The organism is Variovorax sp. P4_B10 (assembly GCF_056402375.1).
The window spans coordinates 1-11,789 of sequence record NZ_JBFUHN010000056.1 but is presented as its reverse complement, the minus strand read 5'-3'; the positions used below and the strand labels follow the sequence as shown (position 1 = coordinate 11,789).

Annotated in this window: 14 protein-coding genes and 1 pseudogene; 12 read left to right on the top strand and 3 right to left on the bottom strand. The window is 61.5% G+C overall.

Annotated features, from left to right (window positions below):
- The 11 genes from AC1DXX_RS23090 to AC1DXX_RS23040 all read left to right on the top strand — a co-directional run bounded on the left by AC1DXX_RS23090 (position 1) and on the right by AC1DXX_RS23040 (position 7,794).
- Positions 1–255, top strand: coding sequence for a hypothetical protein (locus AC1DXX_RS23090; protein WP_478136540.1), 255 nt, complete (start codon positions 1–3; stop codon positions 253–255).
- 80 nt (positions 256–335) lie between these two features.
- A complete protein-coding gene (locus AC1DXX_RS23085) occupies positions 336–938 on the top strand; it encodes a hypothetical protein (RefSeq protein ID WP_478136539.1) in 603 nt (200 codons plus the stop codon).
- Positions 939–943: 5 nt separating this feature from the next.
- Positions 944–1,132 (top strand): hypothetical protein, encoded by a 189-nt coding sequence (locus AC1DXX_RS23080; RefSeq protein WP_478136538.1) that lies wholly within the window; start codon positions 944–946, stop codon positions 1,130–1,132.
- Positions 1,133–1,212: 80 nt separating this feature from the next.
- Positions 1,213–1,425, top strand: a complete 213-nt coding sequence (locus tag AC1DXX_RS23075) for a hypothetical protein (protein WP_478136537.1) — start codon at positions 1,213–1,215, stop codon at positions 1,423–1,425.
- A 137-nt stretch (positions 1,426–1,562) separates the two neighbouring features.
- The gene (locus tag AC1DXX_RS23070; protein WP_478136536.1) at positions 1,563–3,293 is read left to right on the top strand and encodes a ShlB/FhaC/HecB family hemolysin secretion/activation protein; all 1,731 of its coding nucleotides are present in this window, start codon (positions 1,563–1,565) and stop codon (positions 3,291–3,293) included.
- A gap of 783 nt (positions 3,294–4,076) precedes the next feature.
- Positions 4,077–4,901, top strand: coding sequence for a hypothetical protein (locus AC1DXX_RS23065; RefSeq protein WP_478136535.1), 825 nt, complete (start codon positions 4,077–4,079; stop codon positions 4,899–4,901).
- A gap of 108 nt (positions 4,902–5,009) precedes the next feature.
- Positions 5,010–5,165: a hypothetical protein gene (locus AC1DXX_RS23060; RefSeq protein WP_478136534.1), complete on the top strand. Its 156-nt coding sequence runs from the start codon at positions 5,010–5,012 to the stop codon at positions 5,163–5,165.
- 20 nt (positions 5,166–5,185) lie between these two features.
- A complete protein-coding gene (locus AC1DXX_RS23055) occupies positions 5,186–5,596 on the top strand; it encodes a hypothetical protein (RefSeq protein WP_478136533.1) in 411 nt (136 codons plus the stop codon).
- 90 nt (positions 5,597–5,686) lie between these two features.
- A complete protein-coding gene (locus tag AC1DXX_RS23050; protein WP_478136532.1) occupies positions 5,687–6,412 on the top strand; it encodes a hypothetical protein in 726 nt (241 codons plus the stop codon).
- A gap of 115 nt (positions 6,413–6,527) precedes the next feature.
- Positions 6,528–6,941: a hypothetical protein gene (locus AC1DXX_RS23045; protein ID WP_478136531.1), complete on the top strand. Its 414-nt coding sequence runs from the start codon at positions 6,528–6,530 to the stop codon at positions 6,939–6,941.
- A 454-nt stretch (positions 6,942–7,395) separates the two neighbouring features.
- Positions 7,396–7,794 (top strand): hypothetical protein, encoded by a 399-nt coding sequence (locus AC1DXX_RS23040; protein ID WP_478136530.1) that lies wholly within the window; start codon positions 7,396–7,398, stop codon positions 7,792–7,794.
- Between the two features lie 106 nt (positions 7,795–7,900).
- Here AC1DXX_RS23040 and AC1DXX_RS23035 read toward each other — a convergent pair.
- The 3 genes and pseudogenes from AC1DXX_RS23035 to AC1DXX_RS23025 all read right to left on the bottom strand — a co-directional run.
- A pseudogene (locus AC1DXX_RS23035) lies at positions 7,901–8,242 on the bottom strand (ATP-binding protein); the annotation flags it as partial.
- 182 nt (positions 8,243–8,424) lie between these two features.
- Positions 8,425–10,176: an ATP-binding response regulator gene (locus AC1DXX_RS23030; RefSeq protein WP_478136529.1), complete on the bottom strand. Its 1,752-nt coding sequence runs from the start codon at positions 10,174–10,176 to the stop codon at positions 8,425–8,427.
- 84 nt (positions 10,177–10,260) lie between these two features.
- Positions 10,261–10,791 (bottom strand): response regulator, encoded by a 531-nt coding sequence (locus AC1DXX_RS23025; RefSeq protein ID WP_478136528.1) that lies wholly within the window; start codon positions 10,789–10,791, stop codon positions 10,261–10,263.
- Positions 10,792–10,989: 198 nt separating this feature from the next.
- Here AC1DXX_RS23025 and AC1DXX_RS23020 point away from each other — a divergent pair.
- A partial coding sequence (locus tag AC1DXX_RS23020; protein ID WP_478136527.1) for a two-partner secretion domain-containing protein occupies positions 10,990–11,789 on the top strand: 800 nt, incomplete at its 3' end.

Below are 11,789 nucleotides of genomic sequence, written 5' to 3'. Positions count from 1 at the left end.
ATGAGTAATGATGAATTTTTGGCCGAGATCAAGCGTCTTTTTCCGGCCGCAAAAATTGGGGCAACTCAATCCGGCGTGTGCACATGGGTGGGGGTTGATGACATCAGTCACCCCTTCACGGTACAAATAACCTCTGATGACGGAATTGGCGTCTCTGAGGTTAATTATTTACTGTCGATTGATTTTTCAGGTCATGATGAGGTCTTTGAAAATCTTGACTTGGCACTCAGATTTATAGAGTCAAAATTCAAATAATTTCACTTGCTTTTCCAAAGTCGAGAGTCGGAATTTGATTGGAATGCGACCGACGCTCAAAGAGCTTTAGATCGATATCAATGAAACAGTCACAAATTTCACCGTGCCGCCTGGCGCGCATTGCACTGATTGCCGCCATAGCAGCAGCCATGTCGGGATGCGCCACCAAGCTCACGCAGCCCATCACCGGCTACACCTGCTGCAACCTGCGCCCCGACTACGGCTGGGTCTCCAGCGCCAACATGCTGGGAGGCCCCATCGTGCCGGCCGGCGAGCCCGCCACGCTCGACACCATGAAGCGCGACACCTACTTCTACGGCACCATCGGCGGCGACTACATCTCCATGCGCGACGACGCGGCGCGCAGCAAGGAAGATGCATTGCGATGGGCGCGCCAGATCGTGGTTCCCACGGACCCCAAGGTGGCGCTGGCCGGCTGGAATCCTGAAGTGCAGAAGGCGGTCTACGCCGCCAAGGTCGTGGTCGGCATGACCCGGCCCCAGGTGCTGATGGCGCTCAGCTACCCGTCGCGCAACGACACCAAGGACCTGAACGCCAACACATGGCGGTACTGGACGGTGCAGGAAGACGAGCCGGTGGATGTGCTCTTCGGTGCCGACGGCACGGTGAGCGGCTTCTCGGGCAAACCCTCGGCGGTTCGCACGGTCGAATTCCGGCGCTGATCATCATGGTGCTTTCTCTGGGTGTGCCTCGGCGCACGCGCATGGCTGTGGCCGCAGCCCTTGCGGCCTGCCCGCTCTTGACGGTCGCACAGCAATCTCCGACCACCCCCCAGCCCATCATCGAACAGCAGCGCCAACAGGAGCGCGAACGCGCCCTGCGCGAGCAGAACGAGCCCTCTCCCCCCAACAAATAAAAGCTTTGACACAGGGGCCAGACACGACGGTTGGTGGTTTTTTGCAACAGCACTGCATGTCTTAAAAAGTGAGGTGAAGAATGGAAAATAAGCTCAAAGAGTACGTTGCGATTGTGTGGAAGAAAAACTCAAGCGAGCCAGGCGTGCACGAGATGTTCTACGCGCAGAGCTATGAGGAGGTTGAGGCACTTCTTGAAGAAAAATATGGGAAAGAAATTATTGTTTCTCTTATAGATGTAGAGGCCGCGGATCGCCCTCGCGCGACTCCAGCGGGACCTCCACCCCAGTGTTAATTGCCAGCAGTGCGTACGGCTAACCCGACCGACCCGAACAACCTAATAGGGCGCTGTCGAAGTACCGCACGACATATTCATCCAACGGCGGCGAGGCCGCTGGATAGGCCTAAAAAGATTGCCAGGGAATTTTCAAATTGAACCGCCATCTGCTGGCAGCCGCTGCGCTGTCTGTTCCGTTACTGGCCCTCGCTCAGCAAGCCAGCGCACCTCAACCTTTCGTCGAGCAGCAGCGCCAGCAAGAACGCGAGCGCGCTTTGCGCGAGCAGAACGAGAAGTCGGTCAACGAACGCCTGCAGACCGCGCCCGCCGCGCCCATTGCCCGCATCCCCGACTCCGAGTCCCCGTGCTTGCGCATCGACCGCGTGCTGCTGGTCGGTGAGCAGTCCGAATCTTTCCAATGGGCCGTCGCCGATCTGTCCGGCCCCGAGGGCAACGACTCGCCGGTTGGCCGCTGCCTGGGCACGGCCGGCGTCAACGTGGTGCTCGCACGCGCCCAGCAAGCCGTCATCGCCAAGGGCCGGGTCACCACCCGCGTGCTGGCTGCGCCGCAGGACCTCTCGGGCGGCACCTTGACCCTGTCGCTCGTGCCCGGCCGCATCGCCGCCATCCGCCTGACGCCGGATTCTTCATCCTCGACGCTGCTCGGCAGTGCCGCCTTGTTGACCACCGCCATCCCCGCGCGGGTCGGTGAACTCTTGAACCTGCGCGACATCGAGCAGGGCCTGGAGAACCTGAAGCGCGCCCCGACCGCCGAAGCCGACATCCAGATCGAGCCATCGACGGCCGCGAACGCCAGGCCCGGCGACAGCGACCTTGTCGTCAAGTACGTCCAGACCCGCAAGGTCCGCCTCACCCTGAGCCTGGACGACAGCGGCACCCAGGCCACGGGCCGCTACCAGGCCGGCGCCACGGTGTCGGTGGACAACCCCTTCGGCCTGAATGACCTGTTCTACGTCAGCGCCAACCACAGCATCAACAGCCGTTTCCTTTCGGAGCCGAGCTACGGCACCGAGGGCCAGACCGCGCACTACTCGCTGCCCTTCGGCTACTGGATGCTGGGCTTCACCGCCTCCAATAGCCAGTACCACCAGAGCGTGGCCGGCCTGAACCAGGACTACGTCTACGCCGGCAAGACCAACAATGCCGAGGTCAAGCTCTCACGCCTGCTCTACCGCGACCAGCATCGCAAGACCACGGCGGCGATCAAGGGCTGGCGCCGCGAGTCGCGCAACTTCGTGGACGACACCGAGGTCGAGGTGCAGCACCGCGTGGTCGGCGGCTGGGAACTCAGCCTGAACCACAAGGAGTTCATCGGCGAGGCGACGCTCGAAGGCACCCTGGCCTACAAGCGCGGCACCGGCGGCTTCGGCTCCCGCGCTGCGCCGGAAGAAGAGTTCGGTGAGGGTACCTCGCGCCCGAAGCTCTACACGGCCGAGGTCAGCCTCAATGCGCCGTTCAAGCTCGGAGAACAGAAGCTGCGTTACTCCGGCCTGATCCGCGCGCAATGGAACCGCACGCCGCTGACGCCGCAGGACCGCTTCGCCATCGGCGGGCGCTACACCGTGCGCGGCTTCGATGGCGAGACCAGCCTGCTGGGTGAACGCGGCATGCTGATTCGCAACGACATCGGGTGGGCCATGGGGCAGAGCGGGGCGGAGCTGTATGCAGGCATGGACTACGGCCATGTCGGCGGGCGCTCCACGGCCGACCTGCTCGGCCGGAATCTGGCCGGTGCCGTCATCGGCGTACGCGGCCAGTGGAGCAAGTTGAGCTATGACTTCTTCATGGGGGCGCCGATCAGCAAGCCCGAGGGCTATCGCACGGCCAAGGTCACCTTGGGCTTCAATCTGAATGCAGGCTTCTGATGAGCCTTGATCTGCGATTCACCTGTAAATCGAGCCCCCAGGCCTCCCCGCTTGTTTGGAGCGCTGCTGTCAGGTTAACTGGCTTGGGACTCGTCTTGGCAGTCTCAGCCTGCGCTGGTCCTGCGAAGCAGGCTTCACCGATCACTGCTGCGGAACAGCGTGCCTCGCAAGTGATCATTGCCCGTTGCTTGAAGTCGACCAATCCAGACGAAGCCGCAAAGACCGCATGCCGGCTTCTCTGGGATGTGTTTGGGCGCAGCGGAGTCCGTTGGGCCGCATCTCACCTGAATCCCGATGGATCTCTACGTGAAAGTCGCGCGGTGTTCGATGTGACTTTGCGCGAGCAGATCAAGCTGGAGCAGCGGAACTGTATGAACTCGTGGCTGGCCAAAGAGGAGGAAAAAGGTCCACCCAACCTAGACCCTGCGTTGCTAGGTCCGCAGCAGTCTTTTTGTTTTATGGCGGCTAAGCAATTCTTTGAGAGTGCCAGCGCTCTGGCAGACGAAGCAACCAGGAAACCGTGGCCTGATAGGACGACCCAATGATGGTCGCGAGCAGAGGCGATGGAAGCGCTGCTACGTCAACAGTGGGATGCCCGTCAGCAAGCCTGAGGGCTACCGCACCGCCAAGGTTACGCTCGGCTTCAATCTCAACGCAAGTTTTTGATATTAGTAGCCAGCATCTTGAAGCCCGTTTCGCTGTACGGCGGCGAAGAACAGAAACCTGCTGGTCGGTACCGCTGGCCCGCTCCGTCAAAAATTTCATCATCTGGACGAACAAGCCATGAAAAAAAGAACCTTCTGTCTGCTCCTGAGCATGCTATTGACCGCGTGTGCGAATCAACGTGAGGTCGCCTCCCCCGCAGACGTTGAATCTCTGACAAGAAAGCTGGTTGGGATTTGGCAAATGGCTCCGTTGCGCAATGGCATTGCCAATGTCGTCGAGTTCACCCAAGGGGGCGAGAGCAAGCTGTACTCATTCAACTGCATAACCTCCTCTGCGGAGGAGCCTGAGGTCAGTCGCTACACGGTAGACGACTCAAGGAGGCAAATCAACCTTTCCGCTGATGGCGCCGAGCAGTCGCTCAAGATCTTGGACATCACACCGACCAATCTGACGCTCAGCCAAAAGGTCGGCGAGGAAAGCCTTCGATTCCGGTATCAACGCAGCAACCGAGTCGCTCCGCTGTGTGGCTCGGGGAAGGAATGGGCCGCYGAGAAATCGAGAAAAACGCCATTCTCTCCTTCAGATTTCGACGGTAACCCCTACATACCCGCCAGCCCAAGTATCGAAAGATACGTGGGAAAGTGGGCGAGCGAGCGCGGGGTTGTTCAGATCGAAATTTTGCAAGATGCCACCAGCGGGAAGTACAAACTGAATCACGACCCCAGCGAGAACTGGCGATATCTCTACGGGTCAGTGATATGGCGGGGGAATGAGCTTCACTTTAGAAGCTTCGCATATTCCGAGAAGAAGGAGCTGTTTGATCACCCGTATCACAAGGCGGAGTCGCCAGCCTTTCTCGCTCCGCTCGCAGACTCAAACAAGATCAAATGGACGTTCTTCACTAATGGCAAGCCATCTGAGTACACGCTGACCAGAAAATAAGTCGTGCTGTGAACTCTGTACATGCGGCAGGGAACTTCTGTTGGGTCAGCCATCTGCAACGACATCGGATGCGCAATATCCTGGCTGTGGGCGGAGTTGTACGCAGGCATGGACCACGGACAGGCGGGCAGTCGTTCAACCGTCGACCTTCTTGGCCGCAGCCTTGTCGGCGCCGTCATCGGCGTGCGCGGCCAATGGAACAGTTGCCCCGAGTTACCGCACGGCCAAGACCGCCTTAGCTTCAACCTGAACACAGGCTTTTGATAACCAAGCCTCAACCTCTCATGCGCAAGTACCTTGTTCTTCTCGCCATTGCCGCATCCCTTGTCGTGCCCGCCGCCTGGGCCCAATCGAAGCCGGCACCGGAGTGCCGCAGCCAGCAAGTTGAAAAATCGCGTGTCGACATCTGCCTCGCGCGCGGTGCCGCATTCCAGCACGACACCTACATGCTGCGTATCGACGGTGCATTGATCTTCGCGCTCACCGACGATTACGCCGAGCAAGTCGAACTGACGCACACCGTTCCCGAAGGCCTCACCATCGAGTACCCGTTGTCCAAACAGGGCGAGAAGGTCGTGAAGATCACCGGCGGCTGCTTGCCCGAGAGCAAGGACGGCGCAGAAGTCGCCCGGGTATGCAACTTCCGCTGGGGCAAGCACCAAGTGGTGAAGGACCAGCGCTTCGAGTTCCAGTGACCGAGCAAACGATCACGGCTGCTCGAAACGGGAGCCGTCTGAGACTGCTCAACCGACTTCAAACATCTTCAAAAAAACCATGGGAGCTCCATGAAACGCATCTTTTCCGTCTGCGCCGTCGCAGTCATGCTCGTCGCGTGCGCCGGCCGGCCCAAGCAGGCGGCCAACGAAGAGCCGGAACCGCTGTCACATCCCCGGGTAGAGATCGTCTACAACGCCAAGTCCGAACTGGGGGTTTTGGATACCGGCGCAACGCCGACGGTCGGGCTTGGCGGCTTGTTCGGGCCGGTGGGGGCGCTGGTGGCGATTGGCGTGGACGCTGCCAGCCGCAACAATTCGATCAACCAGGTCGCGAGCCGCAGCAAACGCTTCCAACAGGCGGTAGAGGACAGCCAGGGCGAGTTGACGCTGCACCGGGAATATGCCGAACGCCTGGCCGAAGCTATGCGTGCGACGGGTCGCGAGGTCAAGCTCACGCCAAGCGATCGCGCCACGGGCGCTGCGCGAAAGATGGAACTCGCCGGCCTGGCGGCGACGCCGGGCTACGAGGTGATGCTGCTGCGCATCACCGCCGGCTATGGAGCGCCGAGCTTGACTGCAGACTTCCGGCCCATCATCGTGGTGGAGTACGCACTGCGCGACGACAAGCTCCAGCCCATCACGTGGAACTCCGCCACGTCAAACCGGGGCAGTCCCAGCTACTTCTCCTATGACACGCTGCTGAACGAGAACAAGGCCGCATATGAGGGCCTGCGCCAGGAACTGTTCGCCACCATCGGGAGAGTGATGAGCAACGATTTCCCGAAACAGGAATAGCGATCATTGTCCGTCGAGGATGGCCATTCTCAAGCACACATCGACACGCCACTGATTGATTCGGACGAACAGGGAAGACTTCACCATGCCAACGGGCATACCCAATCCACCGTCCATGCGCGGCATCTGGCGCATGGAAGACCGCTGGGAGGTCACACTCATCCGGCAAGGCCAGCGCCATCGACGCGTGTTCCTGTTCAGCACGCACGGCGGGGTTCGTGCTTCACTGAAAGTCGCCAAGCAATGGCGAGACGAGATTGAAGGCGAGAAGCCGCTGACACCGCGCTATGTGCAGGCAACCAGACCGCGCGTCGATTCACCCATCGGTATCGCTGGTGTGACGTGCATCCGTTGGACGCCAGACGGAAAACCCGCCATGTGGCGAGCCCAGACATGCATCGACGGCCGAAACGTGAGCAAGTCGTTCAGCGTCGGCCGGCACGGCGAGCGAGCGTTGGGCCTGGCCATCGAAGCGCGTGAAAAGCAACTCGAACAAATGAAGCAGTGGCTGCTTTCGCGCGACGCGTGAGCGGCGCAACAGTCCAATGGGAGAACGTTCAATGCAATCCAACAGCGGTCCTCAGGAGCGTAGAGCTACGGCCCCGCGTGAATCGTCATTGACCGCCACGGCGAAGACGCAGCCGCGACGCCAAATCCATGGCGGCGCAGAAGCCGTGCGATATCCACTCGCCGCTGAAACACGAAGCGCTCCAAGCGCGCGCACCCCACGCGTCCGAAATTGGCGCGCAACATTTCTTGGCGCTCTGATCGGTCTGATGGTTGTCCTGGTGCTGCTCATGAAATGGCTCATGGAGCATCAGGTCGAAGCAGCCGCAGYGCGCCGAGAACAAGAGGCCGCTGTCCGCGCGGCAGCGGCGCGCTGCTCCGAACAGGCCTCGCGTCAAGCGACCGATGCGTGCTTGAAGCTCCTGCGGGTCGTGGACTGATTCCCGCAGCTTGCGAAGTGCCAAAGAAATTCCCAAATGCCCCACATCCTGCTGCTTCTGAGACGCCCCAAATTCTGGATTTTCATTGGCTTGCCGATCGTCTTCAGCGTCGCAATTGCGATATTTTTTCCCTCGCGGTCAGATGGTGATGGCTACTCCAGCAGCTTTGAACGAGCCATGGCTTCGAGGTGTGAGATGACTCTTCTTCCCGAATCCCCGTTGAAGAACAGCTTACCCGCTGACCCTGTCAGTGCGGAGCTGCTTCGGAGGGCTTGCTTCTGTTTCGTGAAAGGGGCCAATGAGCGTCTCTCCTGGCGCCAGCGCGGAACCTTCTATGGTGGTCAGGCCCAGAACGACCCTGTAGTCCTGGCAATCGTGAAGAGCGAACTCCAGCGTTGCGCGGTGCCTCTGCGGATGTATTGGGCGGAGCACTAAATGCCATCACGCCGGATCGGCTTGGACGACCTCCAGTTCATTGGCAAGGAAGTCCCCCAGCCAGACTGTCGTGCCGTCGCCTTGGCAACTTTCAACCACGTACCTGTCAGAAACGCCTGGTGCCGAGAGCACATCGAGCTTCCAGCCCAACGACCAGCCTCGGCAAGTCATTGGCCGTTGAGAGAACAAAGGTGAAGACCCTGGCCTTGATACGCTTCTTCGCCGTGGCGCTGCTCTGCAGGAAGCGATGGCTCTCGTTGCCCGTCTCCACGATGTGGCAGTGGTGCGTGAGGCGGTCAAGCRAGGCGGTCGTCATCTTTGCGTCGCCGAACACCGTAGACCATTCGGCGAAGTCCAGATTGGTCGTGATCACCACGCTGGTGTGCTCGTACAGCTTGGACAGCAGGTGGAACAGCAACGCGCCGCCGGCTTGACTGAACGGCAGGTACCTGCACCTGCAGGCAAGCCAGTCCACGACACTATTACTTGTGCAGTTGCCATTTGGAGCTTGGGCTGGAGGGCCAGTCCATGACTTTGCTTTTTTGACCGTTTCTTGCAGTCGTGGCGGATCGACGACTTACCTGTCTTCTGTTCCATCAGTTTATTCCCCTTGGGCAGGTGCCTATGCGTTCATTCGGTCTGCAACGCCACCAGCGCCCGGTACAGCTGCTCCGGTGAGATCGGCTTGTGCAGCAGTGGAATACCGCTGGCCAGGGCTTCGCGCAGGCGCTCCGGGGCCGTGTCTCCGGTGATGATGAGGGCGGGTGTATGGCGGCCCCCCTGCCGATGCAATTGCTGACGCAATTCAGTGATGGCGTGAGCCCCGGTGCGCGGCCCACGCAGTCGATAGTCGCTGATGATGCACGCAGGAGGGTTCTGCAAGACCAGCGGCAGGGCTTCCTCCAGGGATTCGGCGCTGTCGCAGGGGCAGCCCCAACTTTGTAGCAGGTGCACCATGGCGCTGCGCACGGCGGCATCGTCGTCGATCACCAGTACCCGCATGGGTTGCAACTGCGGCCCCTCTTGTCGTGGGGATGGCACGGGTGCGACCGACAGGGGCAGCTCCAGCCGGAACACGCTGCCGCGCTCAGGCTTGGACGACAGCGTCAGTCCATGGCCCATTGACTTCGCCAGTCCGTCGGCAATGGCCAGGCCGAGCCCCAGGCCCTTGTGCCGGTCGCGTTCAGGGTTGCCCAGTTGGTGAAACTCCCGAAAGATGGCTTGCTGGTCGGCGGGTGCGATGCCGATACCGGTGTCCCACACCTCGATGCTCACGGTGTGCCGGCGTTTTCGGCAGGTAATCAGCAGGCCGCCGCGCTGGGTATAGCGGATGGCGTTGGAGACCAGGTTGCGCACCACCATGCCAACCAGGATGGCATCGGATTGCACGGCAAGCCGGGTTTCCCGCGAGCGGTAGACCAGGCCTTTGGCATCGGCCAGCGGAGCGAAGTCGTTCTCGATCTGGTACAGCAGGTCTTGCAGGAGAAAGGGTTGTATCTGGGGCTGCACCACGCCGGCTTCGATGCGCGAAAAGTCCAGCAGGGTGTTGAGCATGTCGCTGGAGGCGCGCCAAGCCGACCGGGTGCTGACCAACACCTCGCTTTGGTACATGGACAGCGGGGTCCGCGACAGCACGTCCAGAAACAGGCCTTGGGCGTGGATGGGTTGGCGCAAGTCGTGGCTGGCGGCGGCCAGGAAACGTGACTTGGCCAGGTTGGCTTGTTCGGCCGCTTCTTTCTGGACATGCAGGCGTTCGGCCAGGTCGGCAATCTGGAAGCGAGCCCGCAACGATTCGGTCAGCTTGTCGTTGAGCGTCCGCGCAAAGCGCGCCGCCAGCAGCGAATAGGCAAAAATCGTCAGGGCGACGGCCTGGTACAAGCGATTGCCAAGCATCAGGTTGCCCGCGACGGCACTCACCGCGCAGGGCAGGAAAAAGCCATGGAAGGTCGGCAGATGGATCGTCTGCGAAATCAGGGAGCTCGAGACCATGCCGGCCAGCATGAGGGTGACCAGCAAGCGGTGCTCGACTTCGCCGTATTGGAGCAAGCACAGAGCGCCACCACCCCACAGCAACCCCGAGGCGAGCGACAGGACCGTGTGCAGATGAATCCGGCGGCCCACCTCCGCTTCTGTCACGGTCTGGTGCCGCGGCCACCACCAGCATGCCAGGCGCACCAGCGCGTGCCCAACCAGCAACCCGCTCCACACCAGCAGCACGGCCAAGGGAAGAACCTCGTGCATCACCCACAGCAGTGCAGTGGCCACCAACAGGCTGCCAAGGACGATGAAGGGCACGTTGCTCTGCAACGTGATGAACTGGTGCAGCTGGATCTGGGATTCGGCCTTGGAAGACAGGGGCGCAGGAGCGGGAGGCGGATTCATTGAGGCAGTCTTCGGAAACTACCGGAGCCTGAGTTGTTTCACGTTGAGGATTTGCCTGCGCAGCGCCCCGCTGCGCAAGTCCTGTTAACCAATCAGCCCGTTTTGGCGTGCCGCAAACGTGGCCTGCGAGCGGCTGTTGACCCCCAGCAGGCCCAGCACCGCTTGCACATGCCCGCGCACGGTGAACTCCGACACCTGCAGGCGCCGGGCAATGAGCTTGTTGGGCAGACCCTCGCACAGCAGGTCCAGCACCTCGCATTGGCGGGGGGTCAGCCGGGGCACGCTGGGCTTTGTCGGGGCGCTGCTGGCGAGGGGCGGCTGCTGCAGATGCGCCAGGGTTTGGCGAATCACCGAGATGATCTTGTCCGGGGTATCGCCCTTGGAGACGAAAGCCGCCGCGCCGCGTGCCAGGGCCTGGGCAATGGTGTCGGGCGTCGCGATGGAGGACAGCATCACCACCGGCGCCTGTGGCCAGCGCTGCCGAAGCAGCCCCAGCCCCTCCAGTCCGTTGACACCCTGCAGCTGGATGTCGAGCAGCACCAGCGCGGGGGGCTCGTCCGTCGTGCGCACGGCTTGTTCCAGGGATGCTGCCTCCAATACCTCGACGTCGGCCATGCCCTGCAGCAAAACCAGACGCAGACCCGAGCGGAAAAGTGCGTGGTCGTCTATGAGCAGTAAACGAAAAAGCGGCATACGCAAATTACAACACCAGTTTCAAAAAGTTTCCAACAGTCAATTTTGACTATATGCGGGTCGGTACGCCCTCTGCACCATGCAAATCTTTTTCATGCAAAAAACAGGGGCTATTTCTCCATGAACCACGCCTACCGCCTCGTCTGGAGCGACGCCGCACGCTGCGTGCCCGCCCCCGAGACCGCCAAGGGACGCGGCAAGTCGTCCGTTCGTGTCGCCGCCGTCGTCGTGGCGCTCTGTGGGCCGCTGCTGGCCAGCGGCGCGTGGGCTGGCCCCAGCGGTGGCAGCGTGAGCGCGGGCAGCGGCAGCATCAGCCAGAGCGGCGCCACCACCACCATCACCCAGGGCAGCCAGAACCTGGCCATCAACTGGGCCAGCTTCGGCATCGCCGCCGGCGAGCGCGTCAACTTCGTGCAGCCCGGCGCCAGCGCCATTGCACTCAACCGCGTCATCGGCCCGGAGTCCTCGGTSATCAACGGCAGCCTGAGCGCCAACGGCCAGGTGTGGATCCTCAACCCCAACGGCGTGCTGTTCGGCAACACCGCCAGCGTCAATGTCGGTGGCCTGGTGGCCTCCACGCTGAGCCTGAGCGATGCCGACTTCCTGGCCGGCAAGCGCAGCTTCAGCGCGAATGGAAGCCAGGGCACGGTGGTCAACCAGGGCAGCCTGAGCGGCGGCTACGTGGCCCTCTTGGGCAAGCAGGCCAGCAACAGCGGCACCATCACCACCGCCAACGGCACGGCGGCACTGGCCGCGGGCGACAAGATCACGCTGGACTTCAGCGGCAGCCGGCTGCTGTCGGTGCAGGTGGACGAAGGCACCCTGAACGCCCTGGCCGAGAACAAGGGCCTGATCCGCGCCGACAACGGCACGGTGATCCTCACGGCCAGCGCCAAGGATGCGCTGCTGAACACGGTGGT

Coding starts and splice junctions, on each gene's coding strand:
- AC1DXX_RS23030 (WP_478136529.1), bottom strand. CDS start 10,176: ATGAATCCGCCTCCCGCTCCTGCGCCCCTGTCTTCCAAGGCCGAATCC.
- AC1DXX_RS23075 (WP_478136537.1), top strand. CDS start 1,213: ATGGAAAATAAGCTCAAAGAGTACGTTGCGATTGTGTGGAAGAAAAAC.
- AC1DXX_RS23040 (WP_478136530.1), top strand. CDS start 7,396: ATGCCCCACATCCTGCTGCTTCTGAGACGCCCCAAATTCTGGATTTTC.
- AC1DXX_RS23050 (WP_478136532.1), top strand. CDS start 5,687: ATGAAACGCATCTTTTCCGTCTGCGCCGTCGCAGTCATGCTCGTCGCG.
- AC1DXX_RS23060 (WP_478136534.1), top strand. CDS start 5,010: ATGGACCACGGACAGGCGGGCAGTCGTTCAACCGTCGACCTTCTTGGC.
- AC1DXX_RS23045 (WP_478136531.1), top strand. CDS start 6,528: ATGCGCGGCATCTGGCGCATGGAAGACCGCTGGGAGGTCACACTCATC.
- AC1DXX_RS23025 (WP_478136528.1), bottom strand. CDS start 10,791: ATGGCCGACGTCGAGGTATTGGAGGCAGCATCCCTGGAACAAGCCGTG.
- AC1DXX_RS23090 (WP_478136540.1), top strand. CDS start 1: ATGAGTAATGATGAATTTTTGGCCGAGATCAAGCGTCTTTTTCCGGCC.
- AC1DXX_RS23085 (WP_478136539.1), top strand. CDS start 336: ATGAAACAGTCACAAATTTCACCGTGCCGCCTGGCGCGCATTGCACTG.
- AC1DXX_RS23080 (WP_478136538.1), top strand. CDS start 944: ATGGTGCTTTCTCTGGGTGTGCCTCGGCGCACGCGCATGGCTGTGGCC.
- AC1DXX_RS23055 (WP_478136533.1), top strand. CDS start 5,186: ATGCGCAAGTACCTTGTTCTTCTCGCCATTGCCGCATCCCTTGTCGTG.